Origin of the sequence: Actinomycetospora sp. CA-084318, assembly GCF_050955885.1 — a bacterium.
In the GTDB taxonomy this organism is placed as follows: domain Bacteria; phylum Actinomycetota; class Actinomycetes; order Mycobacteriales; family Pseudonocardiaceae; genus Actinomycetospora.
Genome location: NZ_CP192098.1, coordinates 4,871,287 through 4,895,903 on the forward strand (window position 1 = coordinate 4,871,287; position 24,617 = coordinate 4,895,903).

The 24,617-nt window shown below is 74.6% G+C and carries 27 protein-coding genes; 12 read left to right on the top strand and 15 right to left on the bottom strand.

The window, feature by feature from the left end; translation table 11 throughout:
- Positions 1–23 precede the first annotated feature (23 nt).
- Positions 24–731 carry a TIGR03089 family protein gene (locus ACQPYX_RS23710; protein WP_433799712.1) on the top strand — a complete coding sequence of 236 codons (708 nt, stop codon included), beginning with the start codon at positions 24–26 and terminating at the stop codon, positions 729–731.
- A 1-nt stretch (position 732) separates the two neighbouring features.
- Here the strand turns inward: ACQPYX_RS23710 and ACQPYX_RS23715 are convergent, their stop codons facing one another.
- From ACQPYX_RS23715 to ACQPYX_RS23740, 6 genes are all read right to left on the bottom strand, one after another.
- Positions 733–1,890, bottom strand: coding sequence for an acyl-CoA dehydrogenase (locus tag ACQPYX_RS23715; protein WP_433799713.1), 1,158 nt, complete (start codon positions 1,888–1,890; stop codon positions 733–735).
- A 62-nt stretch (positions 1,891–1,952) separates the two neighbouring features.
- Complete coding sequence (locus tag ACQPYX_RS23720) at positions 1,953–2,480, bottom strand: CGNR zinc finger domain-containing protein (RefSeq protein WP_433799714.1); 528 nt, start codon at positions 2,478–2,480, stop codon at positions 1,953–1,955.
- A gap of 124 nt (positions 2,481–2,604) precedes the next feature.
- On the bottom strand, positions 2,605–3,537 hold the full coding sequence (locus tag ACQPYX_RS23725) for an LLM class F420-dependent oxidoreductase (RefSeq protein ID WP_433799715.1): 933 nt from the start codon (positions 3,535–3,537) through the stop codon (positions 2,605–2,607).
- A gap of 133 nt (positions 3,538–3,670) precedes the next feature.
- Positions 3,671–4,171 carry a 5-(carboxyamino)imidazole ribonucleotide mutase gene (gene purE / locus ACQPYX_RS23730; RefSeq protein WP_433803794.1) on the bottom strand — a complete coding sequence of 167 codons (501 nt, stop codon included), beginning with the start codon at positions 4,169–4,171 and terminating at the stop codon, positions 3,671–3,673.
- A gap of 75 nt (positions 4,172–4,246) precedes the next feature.
- Positions 4,247–5,434, bottom strand: coding sequence for a 5-(carboxyamino)imidazole ribonucleotide synthase (locus ACQPYX_RS23735; RefSeq protein WP_433799716.1), 1,188 nt, complete (start codon positions 5,432–5,434; stop codon positions 4,247–4,249).
- Between the two features lie 11 nt (positions 5,435–5,445).
- Positions 5,446–6,399: a GGDEF domain-containing protein gene (locus tag ACQPYX_RS23740; RefSeq protein ID WP_433799717.1), complete on the bottom strand. Its 954-nt coding sequence runs from the start codon at positions 6,397–6,399 to the stop codon at positions 5,446–5,448.
- Positions 6,400–6,577: 178 nt separating this feature from the next.
- Between ACQPYX_RS23740 and ACQPYX_RS23745 the strand changes: the two genes are divergently transcribed.
- A complete protein-coding gene (locus tag ACQPYX_RS23745) occupies positions 6,578–8,254 on the top strand; it encodes a sigma-70 family RNA polymerase sigma factor (RefSeq protein WP_433799718.1) in 1,677 nt (558 codons plus the stop codon).
- Positions 8,255–8,316: 62 nt separating this feature from the next.
- Complete coding sequence (locus ACQPYX_RS23750) at positions 8,317–8,976, top strand: DUF1707 SHOCT-like domain-containing protein (protein WP_433799719.1); 660 nt, start codon at positions 8,317–8,319, stop codon at positions 8,974–8,976.
- Here ACQPYX_RS23750 and ACQPYX_RS23755 read toward each other — a convergent pair.
- Positions 8,970–10,226, bottom strand: a complete 1,257-nt coding sequence (locus tag ACQPYX_RS23755) for an alpha-hydroxy-acid oxidizing protein (RefSeq protein WP_433799720.1) — start codon at positions 10,224–10,226, stop codon at positions 8,970–8,972. The two genes, ACQPYX_RS23750 and ACQPYX_RS23755, sit on opposite strands and share 7 nt — an antisense overlap.
- 140 nt (positions 10,227–10,366) lie before the next feature.
- Here ACQPYX_RS23755 and ACQPYX_RS23760 point away from each other — a divergent pair, with 140 nt between their 5' ends.
- On the top strand, positions 10,367–11,251 hold the full coding sequence (locus ACQPYX_RS23760; protein WP_433799721.1) for a class I SAM-dependent methyltransferase: 885 nt from the start codon (positions 10,367–10,369) through the stop codon (positions 11,249–11,251).
- Here the strand turns inward: ACQPYX_RS23760 and ACQPYX_RS23765 are convergent.
- Positions 11,211–12,092 carry an LLM class flavin-dependent oxidoreductase gene (locus ACQPYX_RS23765; protein WP_433799722.1) on the bottom strand — a complete coding sequence of 294 codons (882 nt, stop codon included), beginning with the start codon at positions 12,090–12,092 and terminating at the stop codon, positions 11,211–11,213. The genes ACQPYX_RS23760 and ACQPYX_RS23765 overlap by 41 nt on opposite strands.
- A gap of 268 nt (positions 12,093–12,360) precedes the next feature.
- On the opposite strand from ACQPYX_RS23765, the gene ACQPYX_RS23770 reads away from it, so the two are divergent.
- Positions 12,361–12,648: a DUF1540 domain-containing protein gene (locus ACQPYX_RS23770; RefSeq protein ID WP_433799724.1), complete on the top strand. Its 288-nt coding sequence runs from the start codon at positions 12,361–12,363 to the stop codon at positions 12,646–12,648.
- On the opposite strand, the gene ACQPYX_RS23775 is transcribed toward ACQPYX_RS23770, so the two are convergent.
- Positions 12,633–13,028 carry a hypothetical protein gene (locus ACQPYX_RS23775; RefSeq protein WP_433799725.1) on the bottom strand — a complete coding sequence of 132 codons (396 nt, stop codon included), beginning with the start codon at positions 13,026–13,028 and terminating at the stop codon, positions 12,633–12,635. The genes ACQPYX_RS23770 and ACQPYX_RS23775 overlap by 16 nt on opposite strands.
- Before the next feature lie 101 nt (positions 13,029–13,129).
- On the opposite strand from ACQPYX_RS23775, the gene ACQPYX_RS23780 reads away from it, so the two are divergent.
- On the top strand, positions 13,130–13,603 hold the full coding sequence (locus tag ACQPYX_RS23780) for a GtrA family protein (protein WP_433799726.1): 474 nt from the start codon (positions 13,130–13,132) through the stop codon (positions 13,601–13,603).
- An 84-nt stretch (positions 13,604–13,687) separates the two neighbouring features.
- On the opposite strand, the gene ACQPYX_RS23785 is transcribed toward ACQPYX_RS23780, so the two are convergent.
- Both ACQPYX_RS23785 and ACQPYX_RS23790 read right to left on the bottom strand, forming a co-directional pair.
- A complete protein-coding gene (locus ACQPYX_RS23785) occupies positions 13,688–14,968 on the bottom strand; it encodes an ATP-binding protein (RefSeq protein ID WP_433799727.1) in 1,281 nt (426 codons plus the stop codon).
- 3 nt (positions 14,969–14,971) lie between these two features.
- Positions 14,972–15,646, bottom strand: a complete 675-nt coding sequence (locus tag ACQPYX_RS23790) for a response regulator transcription factor (RefSeq protein ID WP_230755165.1) — start codon at positions 15,644–15,646, stop codon at positions 14,972–14,974.
- A gap of 57 nt (positions 15,647–15,703) precedes the next feature.
- Here ACQPYX_RS23790 and ACQPYX_RS23795 point away from each other — a divergent pair, with 57 nt between their 5' ends.
- Entirely contained in the window at positions 15,704–16,510 is an 807-nt protein-coding gene (locus ACQPYX_RS23795; RefSeq protein ID WP_433799728.1) for an inositol monophosphatase family protein, read from the top strand.
- Here ACQPYX_RS23795 and ACQPYX_RS23800 read toward each other — a convergent pair.
- From ACQPYX_RS23800 to ACQPYX_RS23810, 3 genes are all read right to left on the bottom strand, one after another.
- Positions 16,497–16,748, bottom strand: a complete 252-nt coding sequence (locus ACQPYX_RS23800) for a hypothetical protein (protein WP_433799729.1) — start codon at positions 16,746–16,748, stop codon at positions 16,497–16,499. The two genes, ACQPYX_RS23795 and ACQPYX_RS23800, sit on opposite strands and share 14 nt — an antisense overlap.
- Positions 16,749–16,872: 124 nt before the next feature.
- On the bottom strand, positions 16,873–17,568 hold the full coding sequence (locus ACQPYX_RS23805) for a PH domain-containing protein (RefSeq protein WP_433799730.1): 696 nt from the start codon (positions 17,566–17,568) through the stop codon (positions 16,873–16,875).
- A 99-nt stretch (positions 17,569–17,667) separates the two neighbouring features.
- The gene (locus ACQPYX_RS23810; RefSeq protein WP_433799731.1) at positions 17,668–18,510 is read right to left on the bottom strand and encodes a biotin--[acetyl-CoA-carboxylase] ligase; all 843 of its coding nucleotides are present in this window, start codon (positions 18,508–18,510) and stop codon (positions 17,668–17,670) included.
- 82 nt (positions 18,511–18,592) lie between these two features.
- Here ACQPYX_RS23810 and ACQPYX_RS23815 point away from each other — a divergent pair, with 82 nt between their 5' ends.
- The 3 genes from ACQPYX_RS23815 (at position 18,593) to ACQPYX_RS23825 (ending at position 21,227) form a co-directional block, all read left to right on the top strand.
- A complete protein-coding gene (locus ACQPYX_RS23815; RefSeq protein ID WP_433799732.1) occupies positions 18,593–20,236 on the top strand; it encodes an acyl-CoA carboxylase subunit beta in 1,644 nt (547 codons plus the stop codon).
- Positions 20,233–20,472: an acyl-CoA carboxylase subunit epsilon gene (locus tag ACQPYX_RS23820; protein WP_433799733.1), complete on the top strand. Its 240-nt coding sequence runs from the start codon at positions 20,233–20,235 to the stop codon at positions 20,470–20,472. The genes ACQPYX_RS23815 and ACQPYX_RS23820 overlap by 4 nt, the downstream gene beginning before the upstream one ends.
- A gap of 122 nt (positions 20,473–20,594) precedes the next feature.
- Positions 20,595–21,227: a Maf family protein gene (locus ACQPYX_RS23825; RefSeq protein WP_433799734.1), complete on the top strand. Its 633-nt coding sequence runs from the start codon at positions 20,595–20,597 to the stop codon at positions 21,225–21,227.
- On the opposite strand, the gene ACQPYX_RS23830 is transcribed toward ACQPYX_RS23825, so the two are convergent.
- Positions 21,193–21,984 carry a hypothetical protein gene (locus ACQPYX_RS23830; protein ID WP_433799736.1) on the bottom strand — a complete coding sequence of 264 codons (792 nt, stop codon included), beginning with the start codon at positions 21,982–21,984 and terminating at the stop codon, positions 21,193–21,195. The two genes, ACQPYX_RS23825 and ACQPYX_RS23830, sit on opposite strands and share 35 nt — an antisense overlap.
- A 243-nt stretch (positions 21,985–22,227) precedes the next feature.
- Between ACQPYX_RS23830 and ACQPYX_RS23835 the strand changes: the two genes are divergently transcribed.
- Complete coding sequence (locus tag ACQPYX_RS23835; protein WP_433799737.1) at positions 22,228–24,030, top strand: acetyl/propionyl/methylcrotonyl-CoA carboxylase subunit alpha; 1,803 nt, start codon at positions 22,228–22,230, stop codon at positions 24,028–24,030.
- An 86-nt stretch (positions 24,031–24,116) separates the two neighbouring features.
- The gene (locus ACQPYX_RS23840; RefSeq protein ID WP_433799738.1) at positions 24,117–24,581 is read left to right on the top strand and encodes a DUF1707 SHOCT-like domain-containing protein; all 465 of its coding nucleotides are present in this window, start codon (positions 24,117–24,119) and stop codon (positions 24,579–24,581) included.
- Positions 24,582–24,617: the final 36 nt, after the last annotated feature.

Consider the following 24,617-nt stretch of genomic DNA (forward strand, 5'->3'; position numbering starts at 1 on the left):
CCACCGGCTAGGCTCGCCGCCCGATGACCGTCACCGACGCCCTGCTGGCCCCCGTCCTCGCCGCCGACGCCCGCCGTCCGCTCATCACGTTCTACGACGACGCGACCGGCGAGCGGCTCGAGTTCTCCGGCGAGACCCTGGCGAACTGGGTGGCCAAGACCGCGAACCTGCTCCGCGACGAGTGCGACGTCGAGCCCGGGACGCGGGTGTCGGTGGCGCTGCCGGCGCACTGGCAGAAGGCCGTCGCGCTGCTCGGGGCGTGGTGGTGCGGGGCGCAGGTCGTCCCCGCCGACGCCGACGACGTGGCGGTGGCCCTGGTCGACGCCGAGCACCTCGGCGCGACCGCGGACCTGGTCGTCGGCTTCTCGCTGGACGCCTTCGGGCGTCCGCTCGCGGACCTGCCGGGCGACGCGGTCGACTACGCGAGCGAGGTCCGGATGCACGGGGACCACTTCACGCCGGACCCGGTCGCCGGGAGCGCGCCGGCGCTCGGCGACGCGACCGTGGACGCGGTGGTGGACCTGTCCCGACGACGAGCCGCGGCGCTCGGCTACGACGCCGACACGCGGCTGCTGTCCACGGCCGACTGGCCCGTGGCGGCCGAAGGCGGCCTGGTCGACGGTCTGCTCGCCGTCCTGGCGGCCGGCGGGTCGCTCGTCCAGGTGCGCCACGCCGACCTCTCGGCCCTCGACCGGCGGGCCGGGGCCGAGAAGGTCAGCGGGCGGTTGTAGCTCAGCCGCGCAGGACCTGGCGGCCCATGACCATGCGCTGGATCTGGTTCGTGCCCTCGTAGATCTGGGTGATCTTGGCGTCGCGCATCATGCGCTCGACCGGGAAGTCGGTGGTGTAGCCGGCGCCGCCGAACAGCTGCACGGCGTCCGTCGTCACCTCCATCGCGACGTCCGACGCGAAGCACTTCGACGCGGAGGCGACGAGCCCGATGTTCTTCTCGCCGCGCTCGGCCTTGGCGGCGGCGACGTAGACGAGGTGGCGGGCGGCCTCGATCTTCATCGCCATGTCGGCGAGCATGAACTGGACGCCCTGGAACTCGGCGACCGCCTTGCCGAACTGCTTGCGGTCCTTGACGTACGCCACGGCCGCGTCGAGCGCACCCTGGGCGATGCCCACGGCCTGCGCGCCGATGGTCGGGCGGGTGTGGTCGAGGGTGGCGAACGCGGTCTTCAGACCGGTGCCGGGCTCGCCGATGATCCGGCTCCCGGGGACCCGGCAGTTCTCGAAGTAGATCTCGGTGGTGGGCGAGCCCTTGATGCCGAGCTTGTGCTCCTTCGGGCCGACCGAGAAACCGGGGTCGTCCTTGTGGACCACGAAGGCGGAGATGCCGTTGGCGCCCTTGTCGGGGTCGGTCTTGGCCATGACGGTGTACCAGTCGGACACGCCGCCGTTGGTGATCCAGCACTTGGTGCCGTTGAGGACCCAGTCGTCGCCGTCCTGCTGCGCGCGGGTGCGCATCGAGACGGTGTCGGAGCCGGCCTCGCGCTCGGACAGCGCGTAGCTGATCATCGACTGCCCGCTCGCGATGGTGGGCAGCACCTCCTGCTTCAGCTCCTCGGAGCCGGACAGGATGATCGGCATCGAGCCGAGCTTGTTCACCGCCGGGATCAGCGAGGCCGACGCGTCGACCCGCGCGACCTCCTCGATGACCATGCAGGCCACGATCGAGTCCGCGCCCTCACCGGAGTACTGCTCCGGGATGTGGATGGCGTGGAAGCCGGAGGCGGTCAGCGCCTCCCGGGCCTCCTGCGGGAACCGGGCCTGCTGGTCGACCTCCGCCGCGAACGGCGCGATCTCCTTCTCGCTCAGGGCTCGGATGGCCTCGCGCAGCGCGGCCCGCTCCTCACCCAGGTCGTAGACGTCGAACTCCGGGTTCACCGCGAACTCCTCCCAACCGAAACGTGCTCGTGACAGACGGTACGCCCAAATGGTTGGACGTCCTATCGTTCGTGGGATGGCTCTCGCGAGCGGTGCCGACGCACCGCGTCGCGGTTGGCGCAGGCGGTGGAGCAGTAGCGCTGCCGCCCGGTCCGCGAGACGTCGGCGAAGACGCGGTCGCAGCCCTCGACCGCGCACCGGCCGAGCCGGTGCATCCCGCGCCCGGCCAGGTGCAGCGCCGTCCCCATCGCGACCAGCGAGCACAGCACCCGCCCGACCGGGAGGTCGGCGTCGCGGAAGTGCAGGTGGTAGCCATCGTCGGCGTGGTCGGTCAGCCGGGGGTGGCCGCAGAACTCGGCCAGCAGGTCGTTGGTGAGCGCCGCGCGCTCCGCGGGACCGGGCGCGTCGACGATGCACACCCACCGGTCGAGCAGGTCACGCGTGCGTTCGAGGTCGTCCTCCGCCGTGGCGTCGACGACGAGGCCGGCGTCGCGGCAGCGGTCGACCAGGTCCCGGCGCCCCGACGGCGGGTCGTTCGCCAGGTCCGCCGCGAGGAGGACCGCGTCACGCCCGTAAGGGTTGAGGTGCACAAGACCATGACAGCACGCTCGGGGACATGACCGCGAGCCACCGCTGGACGACCACCTCGAGCCATCCGACGAGCGAGGGCCCCGTGCGCTACCAACGCTGCGCGTGCGGGGCCCACCGCGTGCTCTACCCCAGCTGGGGCGCCACCTCCGCGGCGACGAGCTCGATCGCGTCGAGGTCGGCCAGGTCGAGCACCTGGACGTAGACGCGGTCGGCGCCGGTGCGCTCCCGCCAGGTGCCGAGGGCGTCGACGATCTGCGCGGGTGTCCCCGCCAGCGGGTTGTCGGCGAGCTGGTCGCCGTCGATCCCCAGCGCCTGGGCCCGCCGGGTCACGGCGGCCTCGTCGCGGCCGAGCACGAGCGTGTGGGCGAACGACCGGATCAGGTCCGCCGGATCACGACCGGCCTCGGTGCACGCCGCGGCGACCCGCTCGAACTGCGTGGCCGCCTTCTCCAGCGGCGAGAAGGGCACGTTGAACTCCGTGGCGTGGCGGGCCGCCAGGGCCGGCGTGCGACGGGGCCCGGTCCCGCCGACGATCACCGGGAGCGGCCGCTGGACCGGCTTCGGCAGCGCCGGTGAATCCGTCACCGTGTAGTGCTCGCCCTCGAACGAGAAGGTCTCCCCCGCCGGGGTCGACCAGAGGCCGGTGACGATGGCGAGCTGTTCGGCCAGCCGGTCGAACCGCTCGCCGGTCGACGGGAACGGGATGCCGTAGCCGCTGTGCTCGGCCTCGAACCACCCGGCGCCGAGCCCGAGCTCGACCCGCCCGCCCGACATCTCGTCGGCCTGCGCGACCTGGATCGCGAGCGGCCCGGGCAGCCGGAAGGTCGCGGACGTGACGAGCGTGCCCAGCCGGATGCGCTCGGTCTGCACGGCGAGCGCGGAGAGCGTGGTCCAGGCGTCCGTGGGGCCCGGCTCGCCGGAGGCGCCGCCCATGGCGCGGTAATGGTCGGAGCGGAAGAACGCGTCGTAGCCCGCGTCCTCCGCGGTGCGGGCGACCCGGAGCAGGTCGCCGTAGGTCGCACCCTGCTGGGGCTCGGTGAAGATCCTGAGGTCCACTCCGACCACGGTAGGCGCGAGACACGTCAGGGTCCGGCTCGGCTAGTGTCGCTGTGTCCGATCGACGATGCGGCACAGCTGTCACTGGACGCCAGCAACGACGCTTCGCTGCCACCCAGGGAGGGGATCGCCCTCAGGAAGCCGGACCCAGCTTCCGCACGGCCTCGTCCTTGCCCGCCACCGAGGTGCGCAGGTCGGCCTGGAAGTCGGCCATCCGCGCGGCGAGCCCGGCGTCGGCGGCCGCGAGGATGCGCACGGCCAGGAGGCCGCCGTTGCGGGCGCCGCCGATCGACACCGTCGCCACCGGCACACCCGCGGGCATCTGCACGATGGAGAGCAGGGAGTCCATGCCGTCCAGGTGCTTGAGCGGGACCGGCACGCCGATCACCGGCAGCACCGTGGCCGCGGCGACCATGCCGGGCAGGTGCGCCGCCCCGCCTGCGCCGGCGACCACCACGCGCAGCCCGCGCGACGCGGCCGTCTCGGACCACTCCAGCATCGCCCGCGGCGTGCGGTGCGCCGAGAGCACCCGCGCCTCCCACGGGACGCCGAACTCGTCGAGGGCGGCGGCCGCCGCCTGCATCGTCGGCCAGTCGGAGTCCGACCCCATGACGATGCCGACCAGCGGGGGCAGCCGCGCGTCAGAAACCTGGGACGACGCATCCGTCGTCGCGACCGCCTGACCGGGGACCAGTTCCGAGCCGGACATCTAGTGCGCACTCCATCCGTCGGTCCAGACACCGGTGGCGAGGTGGTCGGCGGCCAGCCGGGCGCGCCGGCGGACCTCGGCCATGTCGTCACCGGTGATCGTCACGTGCCCGAGCTTGCGCCCCGGGCGCTCACCCTTGCCGTACAGGTGCACCCGCGCCTCCGGGAACCGGGCGAGGGTGTGGTGCAGCCGCTCGTCGGGACCGGTCGTCGGGACCGGGTCGCCGCCGAGGACGTTCGCCATCACGCACGCCGGGCGCAGCGTCGCGGTCGACCCGAGCGGATAGTCGAGCACCGCGCGCAGGTGCTGCTCGAACTGCCCGGTGACCGCGCCGTCCATCGACCAGTGCGCCGAGTTGTGGGGGCGCATCGCGAGCTCGTTGACCAGCACCCGGCCGGAGGGGGTCTCGAACAGCTCGACGGCGAGCAGGCCGACCACGCCGGTCGCGGCGGCGATGCGGATCGCCAGCTCCTCGATCTCCTCCGCGGTGTCCTCGGACAGGCCGGGCGCGGGCGCGAGGACCTCGGTGTTGATGCCGTCGGACTGGACGGTCTCGACCGCCGGGTACACGGCGGCCTGCCCGAACGGCGAACGCGCCAGCACGACGGCGAGCTCCCGCGCCAGCTCCACCTTCTCCTCGACGAGCAGCGGCGTGCCCGCCTCGAGGAGTTCGGCGACCAGCGGCCGGGCCTCGTCGGCGGAGTCGACCACCCACACGCCCCGGCCGTCGTAGCCGCCGCGCGCGGCCTTGAGGACCACCGGCCAGCCGTGCTCGCCGGCGAAGGTCTCCAGCTCCGCGGCCGAGGTCACCGGCGCGAAGGCCGGGACCGGCTCGCCGAGCTCGGCCAGGCGTCGTCGCATGACGAGCTTGTCCTGGGCGTGGAGCAGGGCCTCCGGGCCCGGGTGCACCGTCACGCCCTCGGCGACGAGCGTCGTCAGCAGCTCGCCCGGGACGTGCTCGTGGTCGAAGGTCAGCGCCTCCGCGCCGACCGCGACCGCCCGCAGCGCCTCGAGGTCCCGGTGGTCACCGATGCGGACGTCGGGCGTCACCATCGCCGCGGCCTCGTCGGGCGAGGTCGCCAGCACGCGCAGCGTCTGCCCGAGGGAGATCGCCGCCTGGTGGGTCATGCGGGCGAGCTGACCGCCGCCGACCATGGCGACGACGGGCAGGCCGGTGCGCTCCTCCACGGGCGGAGAACCTAGTCGGCGTCGTGCTCCGGGGCGATCACGGGCACGTCGAACCCGAGGATCCGGTCCCGCCGCGGCACCGCGGGCTCGGCGTCGCGCAGCTTCGCGAGCACGTCACCGACCCCGTCGATCGCGGCGGGGAGCGCGACGATCCGCGCGCTGGGGGCCCCGAGCACCCCGGAGGCGCCCGCCAGCCGCCGGGCGAGCAGACCGCGCAGGACCCGGACGCGCCCCGCCAGACCCTCCCGCGGCGCGAGCACGACGACCGTGGACCGGCCGACCACCGCGATCGTCTCCCCGGCGTCGAACACCACCGCCGCGGCGTCCCCGGCCACGGTCAGCGGGGCCACGCGCGACCACCCGGCCACCTGCAGGGTCACGACGACGAGCGCGGTCCGCTCGCTCACCGAGGTCCCGTGCGCGCGGGCCTCCCGGTAGACCTCGGCGAGGCGGGTGCGCAGGTAGCGGGCGCTGGCCAGCCCGGAGAGCGGGTCGAGCGCCGCCGCGTCGGTCAGGTCGCCGCAGGCCACGTCGGTCCAGCCCAGCGACACCACGCGCACCAGCCGCGACCCCTCGGCGCCCGGCAGCCCCAGGCGTCGTCGTTCCCCGAGGTCGCCCAGGGCGCCGCTGACCGCGGTGTGCAGCGCCGCCAGGTCGGAGAGGGTCTCGTCGAGCCCGATGCCGGCCGCGGCCCGCGCGCCCGCCCAGCGGGTGAGCGCCTGCTCCAGCGGCGGACCGACCCGGCCGGAGAGGACCACGTCGCACACGTCGTCGACGGCGGGGTCGGGCCACTCGCTCGCCACGGACCACCCGAGCGCGTTGCTGCACGCGAACCAGCGTTCCTTCAGGGCGTCGTGCGCGGGTCCGGAACGTCCCACCCCGGCGCCACGGGCGAGGGGGGCGGGATCGGCACCCACGGCGGGGGTGTCGACGACCTCGTCCGTCCGCTCGTCCGCGAGCGTCATGCCACGTACCTCCACTGCTCCCGCGCCTCCGCCGTCGTGTCGGGCGGCGTGACCGACCGTGTCGATCGCCGACCGCTCCCCCTGGCGACGCGCGAGACGGTCATCCGTGACGGTGACACTGCCGGGATCCTCCCCGAACCGCCCGCAGACTCGTCGGCGAGGGGGGAGGTGTGTCCGGATGGCCGAGGTCGGCGGTGCCGCGTCGGGTTCCGCGCTGCCCGGACCCAGTGACGCCGACCTGCTCGCCGTCATCCGCGGCCGCCCCGCCGACACCGAGTCCACGGTCGCGTTCGGCACCCTCTACGACCGCCACCGTGACGCCGCCCGCGCCCTCGCCCGGCAGCTCGCCCGCTCCCCCGCCGACGCCGACGACCTCGTCTCCGCCGCCTTCGCCCGCCTGCTCGAGATCCTGCGCGCCGGCGGCGGGCCCACCGAGGCGTTCCGCGCGTACCTGCTCACCTCGCTGCGCCACCTCGCCTACGACCGCACCCGCGCCGAACGCCGGCTCGACCTCACCGAGGACATGGGCGAGGTCATCGGCGTCGACCCGGAGCGGACGGTCGTCCCGTTCGCCGACCCCGCCGTCGCCGGCCTCGAGCGCTCACTGGCCGCCCGCGCCTTCGCGACCCTCCCCGAGCGCTGGCAGGCCGTCCTCTGGCACCTCGAGGTCGAGGGCGACTCCCCCGCCGACATCGCCCCGCTGTTCGGTCTGACACCCAACGCCGTCTCCGCCCTCGGCTACCGCGCCCGGGAGGGGCTGCGCCAGGCCTACCTGCAGGAACACCTCGCGGGCGGTGGACCCGGCGCCCCGCCGAAGGACCGCCGGCACCGCGAGACCGAGGAGAAGCTCGGCGCCTGGACCCGCGGCGGGCTCTCGAAACGCGACGCCGCGAAGGTCGAGGAGCACCTGCGCGAGTGCGCCGACTGCCGCGCCCTCGCCGCCGAGCTGCGCGAGGTCAACTCCGGCATCGTGCGCACCGCGATCGCACCCCTGGTGCTCGGCGCGGCCCTCGCCGGCTACCTGGCCGCCCGCCAGGGGGTGTGGGTGCCGGGGACCGCGGAACTCGTCGTCGCGGGCACCGGGGTCGTCGGCGTGCTCGGCGCCCTCGGCGGCCTCACCCGCTCCGCGGAGATCCCGCGGGCCCGGCGCCTCGGGGCTGCGGTCGTCGGCCTCGCCGGGCTCGGTCTCGCGACCGCCACGGCCCTGACCACGCTCGGCCCCGGGACCCCGGTCGCCGGGCCGCCGCTGCTCCCCGACGTCGGGTCGGTGCCGGTCGCCCCGCCCGTCCCGGTCCCCGTTCCAGTTCCCGTTCCCGTTCCCGACGACGGATCGGTGCCGGCTCCCGTGTCACCGTCCCCGGGTGGGCCGGGCGTGCCGGACACGACCGGGCCGGGGACCGGTGCCACCGGGTCCGGCGGCCGGGCCTCGACGGGCACCGGGTCGTCGGGGTCGGCAGCTCGGGGTCCCGTAGCTCCGGGTCGGACAGCTCCGGGTCGGGCAGTTCGGGGTCGGGCAGTTCGGGGTCGGGCAGCTCCGGCGGGTCCGGGCGCGCCCCGAGCCGACCGACGACCACCGTCCCGTCGTCGGGAACGGTCTCCTCCGGGCACTGGGGCACGGACGGGAGCCGGCTCACCGCGGACGGCCCCGTCGTCGACCTGGACGTCCTCGACCTCGAGGTGGTCACCGACCGCACGCCGCGGCGCGGCCTTCTCGAACCCGTCCTCGACGTCCTGCTGCACTGACCATGGTCGTCCCCCGGACCGTCCCGGCCGGCACGCGCCGATGGCTCCTCCGACGCGTCCAGTGCGACGGATCGGCCACCCACGCCGGCCATCGAGCGTGGCGTCCTGCTGACACCGGACGTCAGCCGTGGGCCACGGCTGACAACACGGCGGCGACGCGGGAGGCTGCGCGGCATGAACGACCCGACCCCGGCCGTCCGCGCCTCGGACGCGGAGCGCGAGCAGGTGGCCGATCTCGTCCGGCGCGCGGTCGGCGACGGTCGCCTCACGATGGTCGAGGGCGACGAGCGGCAGCGGGCCGCGTACGCCGCCACCTTCCGCCACGAGCTGGCGCCGATCACGGCGGACCTGGCGCCGCTCCCGGAGCCGACCGCGCGACCCGCGCGGCCCGTCGTCGGGACGGAGCGTCCGGACTCCAGCGGGTCGGTCGCCGTGATGAGCGGCGCGGACCGGTCGGGGACGTGGACGCCGGGGCTCACCCACCGGGCCGTGAGCGTCATGGGCGGGACGAGTCTCGACCTGCGCCACGCGAACCTGGACACGCGAGGGCTGACGCTGCAGGTCGTGTCCGTGATGGGCGGCGCGAACGTCGACCTGCGCGGGGTCGGGGTCGACGTCACCGTGCAGGCGTTCGCGCTGATGGGCGGGTGCGAGGTCGTGGTCGACCCGGACACCGTCGTCGAGGTCACGGGCGTCGGGTTCATGGGCGGCTTCTCCGACCAGGCGGGCGCGCCCTCCGGCACGGGCGGTCCGCGCATCAGGGTCACCGGCTTCGCGATGATGGGCGGGGTCTCGGTCACCCGGCGCCCCCTCGCGGTCGAGGGACCTCAGTAGCGCCGCTGCACCTCGAGCTCCGCCGCGGACGAGGCACCGGCGAGCCCGACGGTCAGGTCGAGCTCGGCGAGGACGTCGGCGACGACCTGCGCGACCCCGTCCGCGCCGGCCAGCGCCAGCCCCCAGACGAACGGCCGGCCGAGGCAGACCGCCCGGGCCCCCAGGGCCAGCGCGACGGCCGCGTCGGCCCCGGTGCGGACCCCCGAGTCGAGCAGCACGGGCAGCCGGTCGGCGACGGCCTCCACCACCCCGGGCAGCGCGTCCAGTGCCGCGATCGCGTGGTCCACCTGCCGTCCGCCGTGGTTGGACACGAGCACCGCGTCGACGCCGGCGTCGACCGCGCGACGGGCGTCGTCGGGATGCAGGACGCCCTTGAGCACCACCGGCAGGGAGGTCCGTGACCGGAGGGTCGCGACGTCGGCCCAGCTCAGGTGCGGGCGCGAGTAGACGTCGAGGAAGGTCTCGACGGCGGCCCGCGGGACCGGGGAGCGCAGGTTCTCCAGCGTCGACCCCGGGAAGTTGCGGGTGATCTCGGCGAACGTGCGCACCGCGACCGGGGTGATCCGCGGCGACGGGCCCGAGCGTGACGCGGCCGCCCGTTCCCGCGCGAGCCGGGAGAACACCGGGTCGGAGGTGTACTGCGCGATCCCGAGGCCGCGGCTGAACGGGAGGTGCCCCAGGTCGAGGTCGCGCGGGCGCCAGCCGAGCATCGTGGTGTCGAGGGTGACGACGACGGCCTCGCACCCGCTCGCCTCGGCCCGCGCCAGGAAGCTGTCGACCAGCTCGTCGGAGGTCGACCAGTAGAGCTGGAACCACCGCCGTCCGATCCCGGCGAGCGACTCCATCGCCGTGCCGGCCTGGTTGCTGACGATCATCGGGACGCCCGCGGCGGCGGCCCCGCGGGCGACGGCGAGGTCGGCGCCGCGCCGCACGAGGTCGAGCGCACCGATCGGGGCGAGCAGCAGCGGGTGCTCCAGGCGGCGTCCGAAGAGCTCGGTCGACAGGTCCCGGGACCCCACGTCGCGCAGGACGCGAGGCACCGTCTGCCACCGCTCGAACGCCGCCCGGTTGGCGCGCACGGTGGCCTCCGCGCCCGCGCCGCCGGTGACGTAGGCGTCGGCCCGGCGCGACATCGCGCGCCGACCGCGTCGCTCGAGCTCCCCCACCGTCGTCGGGACCCGGGGCCGGGACCCCGAGACGCCGTCCCGGTAGACCTGCTCCTGGCGGGCCCGGCCCGCGCCGATCGTCATGCGCCGTCGTCTAGCACGAACCACGCCCGGATGCCGTACGGGCACGGAGGGTGTCGGACCTCTCACGCTGCGCTTGTGCGGGACCCGGGGTCCCGCACATGCTGATTGTTGACGCTAACAATCGAGTTGAGGAGGCGGACGTGACGACCAGCCGTTTCGAGCAGTGGGACGTGGTGTCGAGCGTGGGTCTGACGGCGCTCGTGGTGGCGGCGGGGCGGGCCGTCGACACGCACCGGCCGGACGGGCTGATCTCCGACCCGTACGCCGAGGCCTTCGTCCACGCCGCGAACCCGCCGCAGCCCCTCGCGACCCGGCCGACCGAGCCGACCGACGACTCCGAGGACCAGCTCTGGCAGATGATGTCGGGCTACATGGGGACCCGGACGCGGTTCTTCGACGAGTTCTTCGCCGGGGCCACGGAGCGGGGTCTGCGCCAGGTCGTCGTCCTCGCCTCCGGGCTCGACACCCGCGCCCAGCGCCTCGACTGGCCCGCGGGCACCGTGGTCTACGAGGTGGACCAGGCGAAGATGATCGAGTTCAAGGACGCGGTACTCGAGCAGGAGGGGGCGGTTCCCCGCTGCGACCGCCGCACCGTGCTCGCCGACCTCCGCGACGACTGGCCCGCCGCGCTCGCGGCGGCCGGCTTCGACCGGTCGACGCCCACCGCGTGGCTCACCGAGGGCCTCCTGCCCTACCTGCCGGCCGAGGCACAGTCCGCACTGGTGGACGCGATCGACGACCTGTCGGCGCCGGGCTCGGAGTGGGCGATCGAGGACTTCACCAACATCGGGCAGCAGCTCTCCGACCCCTCGTTCCGTCGTGTCGCCGCGACGATGGGGGTGGACATGCAGGAGCTGATCCACACCGACGAGCGCCCGGATCCCGCCGCGACGCTGCGCTCCCGGGGCTGGACCACCGAATCGTTCGTGGCCACCGAGGTCGCCAAGTCCTACGGCCGCACGCTCGACCCGCTGACCCAGCGCCTCAACGGCCAGAGCTCCCTCGTGGTGGCGACGAAGGGCTGATCGCGGTCAGCACGTCCTCGTCGCCCGCGAAGACGCCCTCCCGGCGGGGCCAGGCGACGGCGACGTCGGTGAAGCCGAGCTCGCCCGCCCGGCCCACCACGTCGTCGACCAGGCCCGCCGAGGAGAGCGGGTAGACCGGGGCGCCGTCGGTGTTGAGGATGCGCCTTCCCGACGCCGAGCCGTGCCCGGCCCGCGCGCGGGCCTCGTCGTAGGCCGTGACGAGGTCCGCGACGCCGCGCCACCAGGCGTCGAGGTCGTCGCCGCCGCGCCCCGTGGTCACCCACCCCTCGCCGAGCCGGGCGGCGAGGTCGACGGTGCGTGGTCCGTCGGCGGCGAGGACGAACGGCACCCGCGGCCGCTGGACGCAGCCGGGCGCGTTGCGGGCCTCGACCGCGGTGTAGTACTCGCCGTGGTGCGTGACCCGCTCCTCGGTGAGCAACCGGTCGAGCAGCACCGTGAACTCCTCGAACCGCGCCAGCCGGCTCGCCGGACGCGGCAGGCCCAGCACCTCGGTGTCGTAGCCCCGCGGGGTGCCCGCGCCGAGCGCCGCCGTGAACCGGCCCCGGGAGAGCTCGTCGAGCGTGATCACGTCGCGGGCGAACGGGACGGGCGAGCGCACGTTCGGGCTGACGACGAAGGGGCCGATCTCGATCCGCTCGGTGACCATCGCGGCCGACGAGAGGGTGGGCACCGCCCCGTACCAGGGCCCGTCGACCAGCGTGCGCCAGCCGAGGTGGTCGTAGGTCCAGCCGGTGGCGAACCCGAGCTCCTCGACGGCCCGCCAGCGCCGGGTCGCCTCGTCGCGCGGGTGCTCGGGCAGGACGGTCAGGCCGATACGCACGGCGTGTCAGTCTGCCGGGCCGGTGAACGGCGGGTGAGCGCGGGAGCAAGGGCCGAACGGGCGAAGGTCAGGCACGCCTTGGTCACGGCGACCCGGACGATGGCCCGATCCGGTGACATGAGTCCCGATCATGGGCGCCCCGAGCGGTCGCCCCGCCGCATCGATCGGCGTCGTCCCAGGTCAGCGCATCGGGACGACGACGACGCGCCGAGGTGAGTGGAGCCTTCGCTTGCTGTTGAGGACCCGGCGATCCGGACATCCTGACGGCATGACTTCGATGCGCGAGTTGCCGACCGTCCAGTCCTGCGCCGCCACGAGCTGTTCGTACAACGAGAACTCCTCGTGCCACGCCGGCGCCATCACCGTGGGCGGCTCCGCCTGCGGCACGTTCGTGGAGATCTCGTTCCGCGGCGGCGTCGACCAGGGCGGCCTCGTCGGTGCCTGCCACCGCTCCGAGTGCAGGTTCAACGACAAACTCGAGTGCACCGCCTCGTCGGTCGAGATCGGCGGCCAGGGCGCCGACGTCGCCGACTGCCTGACCTACGAGGCCAAGTAGGCCTCGTCGAGACGCTCCAGGACGAGGGCGCCGGTCCGGTCGGCCCGCAGCGCCCCGTCCGCCACCGCGACCGTCGCGACCGGGTCGACGTCGTCCACGAGGACGGCGGCACCCGCCGCGGCCAGGTCGCGGAGGCCGGCGAGCACCGTCCGACGCTCGGCCGCCTCGAGGCCGTCGGTCAGCCGGTCGGCGAGCACCACGGCCGCCCCGGCCGCCGAGGCCACGGTGGCGCGCCGCGCGAGCGCGGACTCGTCCTTCGCGGCCGTCAGCCGCACCGTGCCGGGGACGCAGGCGTCGTCGAGCGCCGCCATCACCCGGCGACGGACCAGGCCCGGCCCGAGCAGGGCGGTCACCTCACCCACCGGCAGCCGCAGCGACATCGCGTCCTCCCTCGATCGTGACTGAGGTGAGCCTAAGCTTGCCTTCTCCTGCTGTCGATCCCCCGGGGCCCTCCGCGCCGCACGTCCTAGACTCGTCCGCGATGAGTTCCGCCACGGTGTCCCGCCTGAGTGCGGCGTGGCACCGGCACGGCGAGCTGGTGCGGTTCGCCCTCGTCGGCGCGAGCACCTTCGTCGTCGACACCGGCGTCTTCCTGCTGCTCAAGAGCACGGTCCTCGAGCCCAAGCCGGTCACCGCGAAGATCCTGGCCGTGCTCGTGGCCACGCTCGTCGGCTACGTCGCGAACCGCGAGTGGTCCTTCCGCGCCCGGGGCGGCCTCGCGCGTCGTCGGGAAGCGGTCCTGTACTTCGTCGTCAGCGGGGCCGCGCTCGCGATCAACGCCGCGCCGCTGGGCGTCTCGCGCTACGTCCTCGACCTCGCGACGCCCGCGGTCTCCGCGTTCACCGAGCAGGTCGCCGACCTCGTGAGCGCGCAGATCGTCGGGACCCTGCTCGCCATGGCCTTCCGCTGGTGGGCGTTCCGTCGCTGGGTCTTCCCGACGGCGCTCGCGGGCTGACCCTGCCCCCACGTGGCAGCGAAGCGTCGTTGCTGTCAGCCAGTGACAGCAACGACGCTTCGCTGCCACTGGGGTTGAGCACCGTCAGCGCGGGCCCGTCGCAGGCAGCGGACGGGGCGAGGCGACCACCTGGTCGGTCCGCGGCACCGGCAGGAACAGCGCGAACACGGCGGGCTTCGTCCGCGCCAGCTCCAGGCGCCCACCGTCGGCCTCCACGAGCGCCCGGGCGAGCGCGAGCCCGACGCCGGTGGACGCCGAGCCGGACACCCCGCGGTCGAACACGTGCGGCGCCAGCTCCGAGGGCACCCCGTCGCCGTTGTCGGAGACCTCGACGACGATCGTGTCGTGGTCGGAGTGCCGCGCGGCGATCGTGATCGTGCCGGCCCCGTGCCGCAGGGCGTTGTCCACGAGCACGCCGAGCGCCTCGCGCAGCCGCGCGGACGTGGCCCGCGCGACGAGCCCGTCGGCCACCCGCACGCGCAGCGCGCGGCCCTGCCCGGACGCCGCGTCGTGCCACTCGGCGGCGACCGCGGCGAGCTCCCCGTCGAGCTCCAGCGGGGACGCGCTCGCCGCCCGGGCCGCCCGCGCGGAGTTCAGCAGCTCGTCGAGCACCTCGGCGAGGCGTTCGGCCTGCTCCAGCGCCGCCCCGCCCTCCGCCGAGACTTCCGGGTCGGGGTGCGAGGAGAGCTCGTCGAGACGCAGCTGCAGGGCGGTGAGGCGGCTCCGGAGCTGGTGGGAGACGTCGCCGACGAGATCCCGCTCGCGCTGCACGAGCTCCGCGAGGGCGACCGCCGAGGAGTCGAGCACGTCGGCGACGCGGTCGAGCTCGGGGATCCCGTGGCGCAGCGGCGCCTGCCGGAAGTCGCCCGCACCGAGGCGGGCCGCCCGCCCCGCGACCTGTTGCAGGGGGTCGGCGAGGCGGCGGGCCGTGAGGGTCGCGACGACCGCCCCGACCGCCACCGACAGCACGATCGCCGTCAGCACGAGCGCGGTCGCCTGCAGCTGCCGCGACCGCATCTCGGCGGCCGGCTCGGCGATGACGGCCGAGCCGTTGATGCCGAACGAGGCGCTCTCGGCGACCTGGTCGGGATCGGTGGTGTCGCCGATCGCGCTCGTCCCCCGCGGCGTGCGGACCACCAGCGACCCGCCCGGCGGCACCGCGATCGCCACCGCGGACAGGTCCACCGGCCGGTCGGACTGCAGCTGCGAATCGAGGGTGGCCACCACCTGACGCAGCCGCCCGGCGAGGTCGGCGTGGGTGAAGTCCTCCACGAGCCGCCACGTCGTCAGCGCCAGCGGGCCGCCGAGCACGGTGACGGTGATCGCGACGACCAACAGCGTCGAGACGAGGATGCGGCGCCGCATGGCTTACGTGTTGAAGCGGAACCCGACCCCGCGGACCGTCGAGATGCGCTTGCCGCCCGAGGGGCCGCCGTCGGTGTCGCCGAGCTTGCGGCGCAGCCACGACATGTGCATGTCGAGGGTCTTGGAGGTCTTCATCTCCGGGTCGTTCCACACCTCGCGGAGGATCTCCTCGCGCGACACGACCTGGCCGGCGTGCGCCAGCAGCACCCGCAGCAGCTCGAACTCCTTGTTGGCGAGCCCTACCTCCACCCCGTCCACGAGCACGCGGCGCGCCGACGGCTCCATCCGCACCCCGCCCGCGTCGAGGATCTCCGGGGCCCGGCGGCGCAGCAGCGCGCGCACCCGGGCGAGCAGCTCGGCCAGCCGGAAGGGCTTGCCGACGTAGTCGTCCGCGCCGGCGTCGAGCCCGACCACGAAGTCGACCTCGTCGGTGCGGGCGGTGAGCATCAGCACCGGCAGGTCGGGCTTCCCGGCGCGCACCCGGCGGCAGACCTCCAGGCCGTCCATGCCGGGCAGCCCGAGGTCGAGCACCATGAGGTCGACCTCGCCCTCGCCGGCACGGGTCACGGCGGACGGACCGTCGTCCACCACGTCCACCTCGTAGCCCTCGCGGGTCAGGGCCCGGGACAGCGGTCCGGCGATCGCCGCATCGTCCTCGACGAGGAGCACCGTGGTCATGAACGACCAGCGTAGACCGCCCGGTGCGCGATCCGTGTGGGACAGGTCCCCGGCAGGATGACCGCCGTGACCACTGACCTCGCCAGGGACCTCGACCTCGCCCGTCGCATCGCCGACGCCGCCGACCGCGTGACCCTCTCCCGGTTCCGCGCGAGCGACCTGGTGGTCGACCGCAAGCCCGACCGCACCCCGGTCACCGACGCCGACGTCGCCTGCGAGGACGAGGTCCGGCGCCGCATCGCCGCCGAGCGTCCCGACGACGCCGTGCTCGGCGAGGAGCGCGGTTCCTCGGTCTCCGACCCGGCCGCCCGGCACTGGATCGTCGACCCCATCGACGGCACCAAGAACTTCTCCCGCGGCGTCCCCGTGTTCGCCACGCTGCTGGCGCTGATGAGCGGCGGGGAACCCGTCGTCGGGGTGGTCAGCGCCCCCGCCCTCGGCCGCCGCTGGTGGGCGGCGCGCGGCCAGGGCGCCTTCACCTCCGACGTCGCCCGCGGGATCGAGGCGGCACCGCTCTCGGTCTCCGGGATCACCGACCTCGCCGACGCCTACGTCTCCACCACCGACCTCGACTACTGGCGCGAGATCGGCACCCGCGACCGCTGGCTCGCCCTCACCGAGGCCACCTGGGAGAGCCGCGCCTTCGGCGACTTCCACCACCACATGCTCGTCGCCGAGGGCCTGCTGGACGCCGCCGTCGAGCCCGGCGCGAGTGCGTGGGACCTCGCCGCCCCCGCCGTCGTCGTGCGCGAGGCCGGCGGCCGGCTGACCGACTTCTCCGGGCACCCGCGGATCGACGGCGGCGAGGCGCTGTCGACCAACGGCGCCCTGCACGACGCGGTGCTCGCCGTCATCCGGCCCTGAGCGCGCCGCGCATCATCTGCGTCCACGCCAGCCGCCCGACGACGTGGAAGCAGGCCGCCGACTCCTCGTCGAACCGTGTCCAGGCGTACCGCTCGCCGCCCTCGAACCAGTAGACCTCCCACGTCCGCTCCGGGCCCGGGTGCACGCACCACACCCGGTCCACCCGGCCCGGGTTCCCCACGACGACGGTGCCCGGGGCGAGCCCGAGCGCCTCGATCCAGCCCGGCAACGCGTCCACTCTCACACGGGTGCTGACGGTGTCGGGCGCCGATCGGTTCCGTCGGGTTCTCGCCGTTCCGAGCGAACGGCACCCTCGCAACATCTATGTGCGCGAGAGTGCCGTTCGCTCGGGAAGGGGCGACTCAGCGGCCGGCCGGGAGTTCCCGACGACGGCCGGACAGGCGCTTCAGCCGCGGGAAGCGCTCCGGTTCGGGCTCGTCGTCCCACTCGGCGTCCACGACGTCGTCGTCGAGGTCGTCGAGGTCGTCGCCGACCTCGTCGTCGTCCGGCTCCTCGAGGTCGACGTCGGGATCGTCGTCGTCCCACGTGCCCCACCGGTCGGGGTCGAGCCCGCCGCGCCGCTCGGCCATCCGCTCGATCTCGGCGGCGACGCGCTCGACGCGGCCGAGGCCGTCGAAGCGCCACGGCTCGCGCGTGTCGTCCACCCCGACGACGAGCGTGCCCGCCCCGAGGAGGCGGTCCAGCCAGCCGCGCACCGTGCGGACGCTGGTGATGCTGCGCCCGACGACGACGATGCCCGAGCGGGAGAACACGCCCTCGCGCACCAGGACCCGGCGGTCGGTGACCACGAAGTGCGTCGCGCGCCAGCGGGCGACCGGCGCCACGCAGAACCAGCCGAGCACCCCAACCGCGAGCACCCCGACCGCGATCAGCACGGCGGTCGCCCACGCCGTCGGGCGGGCCACGGCGACCAGCCAGGCCCCCACGAACGCCACGAGGGGCGGCAGCAGCGCGGGCACGACGAGCATCCGCCAGTGCGGGCGGACGTGGCGCACCACCCGCTCGCCGGCCACGAGGAGCCGCTCCGGGTACGCCACGGACCTCCCCCTCCCGCCGGCGGTGCGCCGATCGAGCGTATCCGCGCGGCGGGCGGGATTCGAGGTCCCGCGCCGCGCGCGGACCCCGGACGGGTGAGCTCAGACCGGGCGCACGTGCACGACGTCGCCCGCGGCGACCGTCGTCGAGCTGCCGTCGGGCCCGCGGACCACGAGCCGGCCGTCGTCGTCGACGTCCTCGGCCACGCCCACCAGCTCGCGGTCGCCGGGCAGTGCCACGCGGACCTCGCGCCCGAGGGTCGAACACCGCTGCCGGTAGCCGGAGAGCAGCCCGGCGCGCGCCGCGTCACCGCGGGCCGCGCGCCAGTCGTCCTCGAGCGAGGCGAACACCGCGAGCACGTCGCCGAGCACGTCCGGCCGCGACCGCCGGACGCTCTGCGCGAGCAGCGAGGTCCCGCCCTCGGGCAGCTCGGCCTCCGGCGTCGACACGTTGATCCCGATCCCGACGACGAGGGCGTTGCCCGCGTCGCCGCCCGGCACGACCTCGGACAGGATGCCGGCGCCCTTGCGCTGGTCGGGGCCGAGCAGCAGGTCGTTCGGCCACTTCAGGCCGGTCTCCAGCGTCGCCACGGAGGCCGGGGCGCGGTAGTCCTCCATCGCCAGCACCAGCGCGAGGCCCGCGATCAGCGGCGCCCAGCCCCACTGCTGCGGCGGCACCGGGGTGGGGCGCAGCAGCAGCGAGAAGGTGAGGCCCTCCGCGGGGCCCGACTCCCACGTCCGCTGCCGCCGCCCCCGGCCCGCCGTCTGGTGGTGGGCCACGAGGACCGAGCGGTCCGGGGCGCCCTGCGCGGCCGCGGCGGCCAGGTCGGCGTTCGTCGAGCCCGTGGCGTCCACCACGTCGAGGCGGGCCCACGGCCCCACCGGTGCGACGACGGTGGTCTGCAACGCCTTCCAGGCGGCGGCGTCCTGCACTCCCGGGATCATCCCGAGCACGGTAGAGCAGTGCCCATCATCACCCCTGTGCACCGGTGGGTGGAGCACCGTGGACCTCGCTATGGTCCGGCCCATGACCGCCGCGACGAAGCCGCCACCCGAGCCCGACGAGGCTGCGGACGAACCCGACGTCCACACCTCGGCCGGCAAGCTCGCGGACTGGCACCGGCGCCAGGACGACGTCGTCCACGCCGGCTCGGAGCGGGCCGTCGAGCGGCAGCACGCGAAGGGCCGCAAGACCGCCCGCGAGCGCATCGACCTCCTGCTCGACGAGGGCAGCTTCCTCGAGTTCGACGCGATGGCCCGCCACCGCTCCACGAACTTCGGCCTGGACGCGAACCGCCCCTACGGCGACGGCGTGGTCACCGGCCAGGGCACCGTCGACGGCCGCCCGGTCTGCGTGTTCTCCCAGGACGCCACCGTCTTCGGCGGCGCGCTCGGCGAGGTCTACGGCGAGAAGATCGTCAAGGTTATGGACGTGGCCATGAAGATCGGCTGCCCCGTGATCGGCATCAACGACGGCGGCGGCGCGCGCATCCAGGAGGGCGTCGTCGCGCTCGGGCTCTACGGCGAGATCTTCCGCCGGAACTCGCACGCCTCGGGCGTCGTCCCGCAGATCTCGCTCGTCATGGGCCCGGCGGCCGGCGGCGCGGTGTACTCCCCCGCGCTCACCGACTTCACGGTGATGGTCGACGAGACGTCGTTCATGTTCATCACCGGACCGGACGTCATCAAGACCGTCACCGGCGAGGACGTCGAGTTCGAGACCCTCGGCGGCGCCCGGACCCACAACACCACCTCGGGCAACGCGCACTACCTCGCTTCCGACGAGGACGACGCGATCGCCTACGTGCAGGAGCTCCTGGGCTACCTGCCGTCGAACAACCTCTCCGAGCCGCCGCGCCTGCCCGCGGACGAGGAGTCGGGCGCCGTCGAGGAGAACCTGTCGGAGGCCGACCTCGAGCTCGACGCGCTGGTGCCGGACTCCCCGAACCAGCCCTACGACATCCGCGAGGTCATCCGCCGCGTCGTCGACGACGAGGAGTTCCTGGAGGTCCAGGAGCTGTACGCGGCGAACATCGTCGTGGGCTACGGACGCATCGAGGGCCGGCCGGTCGGCTTCGTCGCGAACCAGCCCTCCCAGCTCGCCGGTTGCCTCGACATCGGCGCCAGCGAGAAGGCGGCGCGCTTCGTGCGCACCTGCGACGCGTTCAACGTGCCGGTCGTGACCTTCGTCGACGTGCCGGGCTTCCTGCCCGGAACCGACCAGGAGTACAACGGCATCATCCGGCGCGGCGCGAAGCTGATCTACGCGTACGCCGAGGCGACCGTCCCGCTGATCACCGTCATCTGCCGCAAGGCCTACGGCGGCGCGTACGACGTCATGGGCTCCAAGCACCTCGGCGCCGACCTCAACCTCGCGTGGCCGACCGCGCAGATCGCCGTCACCGGTGCGTCGGGCGCGGTGAGCATCCTGTACCGCAAGGAGCTCACGAAGGTCTCCGACGAGGGCGGCGACGTGGAGGCGCGCCGCGCGGAGCTGCAGCAGGAGTACGAGGACACCCTCGCCAACCCGTACGTCGCGGCCGAGCGCGGCTACGTCGACGCGGTGGTCCCGCCGTCGTGGACCCGCGGCTACGTCGCCCGCGCGCTGCGCTCGTTCTCGACGAAGCGCGAGACGCTGCCGGCCAAGAAGCACGGGAACATCCCGCTGTGACGGAGGAGGAGCTTCCCGACGACGGGCCGCGCCGACCCGTCCTGCGCATCGTCCGCGGCAATCCCTCGCCGGAGGAGGTGGCCGCGCTGACCGCCGTGCTCGCGGCCGCGTCCGGCGGGGGTTCCGCTCCCCAGGACTCCGGCCCCCGCTCCGTCTGGTCGGAGCGGGAGGCCCTCGTCCGGCGTCCGCTCTCGCCCGGGCCGGGCGCGTGGCGGATGTCGGCGCTGCCGCGCTGAGCCCCTCTTGACCGAGCGAACGGCACTCTCGCGCACATAGATGCTGCGAGAGTGCCGTTCGCTCACTCGCCGGTCGGCGCCGGCGCTGCCGCGCTGAGCCCCGGCCCCTAGGGTCGCGGGCCGTGCGTCTCGTGCTCGGTTCCGCGTCCCCCGCCCGTCTCGGTGTGCTGCGCGCCGCGGGGGTGGACCCCGACGTCATCGTCTCCGAGGTCGACGAGGACGCCCTGCTCACGCAGCTCGGCGACGCGACGTCGGCCGAGAAGGTCACCGCGCTCGCGCTGGCGAAGGCACGCGCGGTGGCCGGGCAGGTGCCGACCGAGGAGGACGACGTCGTCGTCATCGGCTGCGACTCGATGCTCGACATCGACGGCGAGCTGGTGGGCAAGCCGCACACGGTGGAGAACGCCCGGGCCCGGTGGGAGCGGATGGCGGGCCGGCACGGCGAGCTCGTCACCGGGCACGCGCTCGTGCGGCTGCGCGGTGGCCGGGTCGAGGCGGAGATCTCCGGGCACGCGACGACGTTCGTGACCTTCGCCGAGCCGACCCCCGCCCAGCTCGAGGCCTACCTCGCGTCGGGCGAGCCGCTGGCGGTGGCGGGCGCGTTCACCCTCGACGGCCTCGGCGGGTGGCTCGTCGAGGGCATCCAGGGCGACCCGTCCAACGTCATCGGGATCAGCCTGCCGCTGGTCCGGCGGCTGCTCGCCGAGCTCGGCGTCGAGGTCAGCGACCTGTGGCGGGCCCCGGCGAGGGGCTGACCCGCGCGCCCGGGGTGGCTGCGGCCGGCGGGGCGGTCGCCCGGCCGGGCGCGTCGGCGCCGGAGGCGGACAGCGACCGGACGATGCGGTCGGCCGCAGTGGCGTCGGCCGCCTGCGTCCGGCCCGGCGTCGCCACCGCCAGCAGCACCAGCCCCGGCTCGCCCCGGGACCCGGCGACGGTGGTCACCCGCACGAGCGTGCCGTCGGGCGCCCGACGGACCGAGGTGAACGCGTCGCGCCCGTCGAGGGTGGACGCCTCGTCGGAGACGGTGGCGATCCGGCCGTCCCGGTCGCCGCGCACCCCGTCGGCGAACGCCCCCACGAGTCGACGGGCCTCGTCGGCCAGGGCGTCCTCGCCGAACCCGCGGGCCGGGTCGAGGCGACCGAGGAGGACGACGGCGCGGGCCTCGTCCCCGCCGAGCGTCAGCAGGGTCGGGAACCGGCCCGGCGTGACGGGCACCAGGTCCTGGGCGCGGGCCGTCGTCCAGCCCGGCTCCGCGGCCACCGTGGCCCCGAGCGTCGGATCGCCGACGCGGCCGGGGCGCGTGGTCACCGGCGGCGCGGTCGGGGTCGCGACGGCGGGCGAGGCCACCGGGGAGACCGGGCCCCCGGACGCCGTCGTGCGGGCCTCGTCGCGGCGGGCGGCGTCGGAGTCCGCGCCCGCGGCCGTCGCGACCACGGCCACCGTCCCGGCGAGCGCCGCGACGGACGCGCACACGGCCACCGCGGGCCCCCACCATCGTCCGCGCTCGGTCATCGGGACACGACGGTAGCGACCGGGCGCGCCGCGCCGGTCAGCACCCGTCGTCGGGACGGTCGCTGTGGCCATGACCACGCACGACGCGGTGTCGCGGGACCGTGAGGTGCGGGAGAGTCCCCGAGAACGGTCACGCCGGACCGTTCCCGTGCGACTCGATCGATCTTCGGTGCGCGGCAGCCCTACACTGCGCCCGACCCCCACCACCGCAACGACGCGACCGTCCCCCGGGAGGCTCCTCCGATGGCTCCGCAGGCTCAGCAGGACGCCCTGCACACCGTGCTCATCGCCAACCGAGGCGAGATCGCCGTGCGTGTGGCGCGGGCGTGCAAGGACGCGGGCCTGACGAGCGTCGCGGTGTACGCGGACCCGGACCGCGACGCGCCGCACGTGCGGATCGCGGACCAGGCGTTCGGGCTGGGCGGGGAGTCCGCCGCGGACTCCTACCTGAACATCGAGAAGATCATCGACGCCGCGAAGCAGTCCGGCGCGAACGGCATCCACCCCGGCTACGGGTTCCTCTCGGAGAACTCCGACTTCGCCCAGGCCGTGATCGACGCCGGGCTGATCTGGATCGGGCCGTCGCCGCAGGCCATCCGCGACCTCGGTGACAAGGTCACCGCCCGCAAGATCGCCGAGCGCGCCGGGGCGCCGCTGGTGCCCGGCACCAAGGACCCGGTCGCCGACGCCGACGAGGTCATCGCGTTCGCCGACGAGCACGGCCTGCCGGTGGCCATCAAGGCCGCGTTCGGCGGCGGCGGGCGCGGCATGCGCGTCGCCCGTGAGCGCGACGAGATCGCCGACATGTTCGACGCCGCCGTCCGCGAGGCCGTCTCGGCGTTCGGGCGCGGCGAGTCGTTCGTCGAGCGCTACCTCGACCGGCCCCGCCACGTCGAGGCGCAGGTGCTCGCCGACCAGCACGGCAACTGCATCGTCGTCGGGACCCGCGACTGCTCGCTGCAGCGCCGCCACCAGAAGCTCGTCGAGGAGGCCCCCGCGCCGTTCCTGTCCGACGAGCAGCGCAAGCGCATCCACACCTCCGCGCGCGACATCTGCCTCGAGGCCGGCTACTCCGGTGCGGGCACGGTCGAGTTCCTCGTCGGCGAGGACGGCACGATCTCGTTCCTCGAGGTCAACACCCGTCTGCAGGTCGAGCACCCGGTCTCCGAGGAGACCTCCGGCCTCGACCTCGTGCGCGAGCAGTTCCGGATCGCCAACGGCGAGGAGCTGCGGATCAAGCAGGACCCGGAGCCGCGCGGGCACTCGATCGAGTTCCGGCTCAACGGCGAGGACGCCGGCCGCGGCTTCCTCCCGGCGCCGGGCACCGTCACCCGCTTCGTCGCCCCCTCCGGCCCGGGCGTCCGCGTGGACGCCGGCGTCGAGAACGGCTCGGTCATCGGCGGCAACTTCGACTCGATGGTCGGCAAGCTGATCGTCACCGGCGAGGACCGGCAGCAGGCCCTCGAGCGTTCCCGGCGCGCCCTGGACGAGATCGTCGTCGAGGGCCTCCCGACGGTCATCCCGTTCCACCGCCTCGTCGTCACCGACCCCGCGTTCACCGCGCCCGAGGGCGGGTCCTCGTTCACCGTGCACACCCGGTGGATCGAGACCGAGTGGGACAACACCGTCGAGCCGTACGTGGCCGACGGGGCCGGCGACGACGAGGACGAGGTCGCGCCGCGGCAGACCGTCGTCGTCGAGGTCGGTGGCAAGCGCCTCGAGGTGTCCCTGCCCGGTGACCTCGCGATCGGTGGCGGGGGCGGCGGCGCGGCCGCGCCGGCGACGAAGAAGAAGTCGCGCAAGCGCTCCGGCGGCGGCGCGAAGGTCTCCGGCGACGCCGTGACCTCGCCGATGCAGGGCACCGTCGTGAAGGTCGCGGTCTCCGAGGGCGACACCGTCTCCGCGGGCGACCAGATCGTCGTCGTCGAGGCGATGAAGATGGAGAACCCCGTGACCGCGCACAAGGGCGGCACCGTGACCGGCCTGTCGGTCGAGGCGGGCGCGTCGGTCAACCAGGGCGCGGTGATCTGCGAGATCGCCGACTAGCCCCGTTCCCGGTGCAAGCAAAGCGTCACTGCTTGCACCCAGCGCCAGGAAAGCCACATCGTCGCGGTCCGCCTACCCTGGACGGGGTGGGCGAACTGCGGATCGGCAACCGTGAGCGCGAGCTCGCGATGGCCGCGCTCGACGAGCACCTGCGCGAGGGTCGGCTCGAGCCGGGCGAGTACGCCGAGCGCTCGGCCGTCGCCTCGACCGCGCGGTTCCGCTCGGAGCTCGACGGGTTGTTCGACGACCTCCCGGCCCCGCACCCGGCCTTCCCCCGGTCCGTTCCCGACGACGGGTCGGTGCCGGTGGGCGGGCGGTCCGCCGCCCCTCCGCCGCCCCCGGCGGCCGCCGCGGCCCGCGACGACCTGCCGGAGCTGGTGGCGCCGATCGGCGCCCGGCTGGGGCGGCACGCGGGACTGCTCTCGGCGCTCGCCCCGGCGATCGCGCTGGTGCTGTTCCTCGTGACCGGTCTGCGGTTCCCGCAGATCTTCCTGCTCGTCCCGGTGGCGATCGGGGTCCTCGCGTACCTCGGCCACCGACACGGCGGATAATTCGGTCCACGGCGGACCCCCGCCCCGTCCGGGCGT

Excerpts from the sequence above, each read along its gene's own strand:
- ACQPYX_RS23830 (WP_433799736.1), bottom strand. The coding sequence starts at position 21,984 with ATGACCGAGCGCGGACGATGGTGGGGGCCCGCGGTGGCCGTGTGCGCG.
- ACQPYX_RS23790 (WP_230755165.1), bottom strand. The coding sequence starts at position 15,646 with ATGACCACGGTGCTCCTCGTCGAGGACGATGCGGCGATCGCCGGACCG.
- ACQPYX_RS23780 (WP_433799726.1), top strand. The coding sequence starts at position 13,130 with ATGAGTTCCGCCACGGTGTCCCGCCTGAGTGCGGCGTGGCACCGGCAC.
- ACQPYX_RS23710 (WP_433799712.1), top strand. The coding sequence starts at position 24 with ATGACCGTCACCGACGCCCTGCTGGCCCCCGTCCTCGCCGCCGACGCC.
- ACQPYX_RS23750 (WP_433799719.1), top strand. The coding sequence starts at position 8,317 with ATGAACGACCCGACCCCGGCCGTCCGCGCCTCGGACGCGGAGCGCGAG.
- ACQPYX_RS23795 (WP_433799728.1), top strand. The coding sequence starts at position 15,704 with ATGACCGCCGTGACCACTGACCTCGCCAGGGACCTCGACCTCGCCCGT.
- ACQPYX_RS23835 (WP_433799737.1), top strand. The coding sequence starts at position 22,228 with ATGGCTCCGCAGGCTCAGCAGGACGCCCTGCACACCGTGCTCATCGCC.
- ACQPYX_RS23815 (WP_433799732.1), top strand. The coding sequence starts at position 18,593 with ATGACCGCCGCGACGAAGCCGCCACCCGAGCCCGACGAGGCTGCGGAC.
- ACQPYX_RS23775 (WP_433799725.1), bottom strand. The coding sequence starts at position 13,028 with ATGTCGCTGCGGCTGCCGGTGGGTGAGGTGACCGCCCTGCTCGGGCCG.
- ACQPYX_RS23755 (WP_433799720.1), bottom strand. The coding sequence starts at position 10,226 with ATGACGATCGGCGCGGGCCGGGCCCGCCAGGAGCAGGTCTACCGGGAC.
- ACQPYX_RS23810 (WP_433799731.1), bottom strand. The coding sequence starts at position 18,510 with ATGATCCCGGGAGTGCAGGACGCCGCCGCCTGGAAGGCGTTGCAGACC.
- ACQPYX_RS23785 (WP_433799727.1), bottom strand. The coding sequence starts at position 14,968 with ATGCGGCGCCGCATCCTCGTCTCGACGCTGTTGGTCGTCGCGATCACC.
- ACQPYX_RS23745 (WP_433799718.1), top strand. The coding sequence starts at position 6,578 with ATGGCCGAGGTCGGCGGTGCCGCGTCGGGTTCCGCGCTGCCCGGACCC.
- ACQPYX_RS23770 (WP_433799724.1), top strand. The coding sequence starts at position 12,361 with ATGACTTCGATGCGCGAGTTGCCGACCGTCCAGTCCTGCGCCGCCACG.
- ACQPYX_RS23740 (WP_433799717.1), bottom strand. The coding sequence starts at position 6,399 with ATGACGCTCGCGGACGAGCGGACGGACGAGGTCGTCGACACCCCCGCC.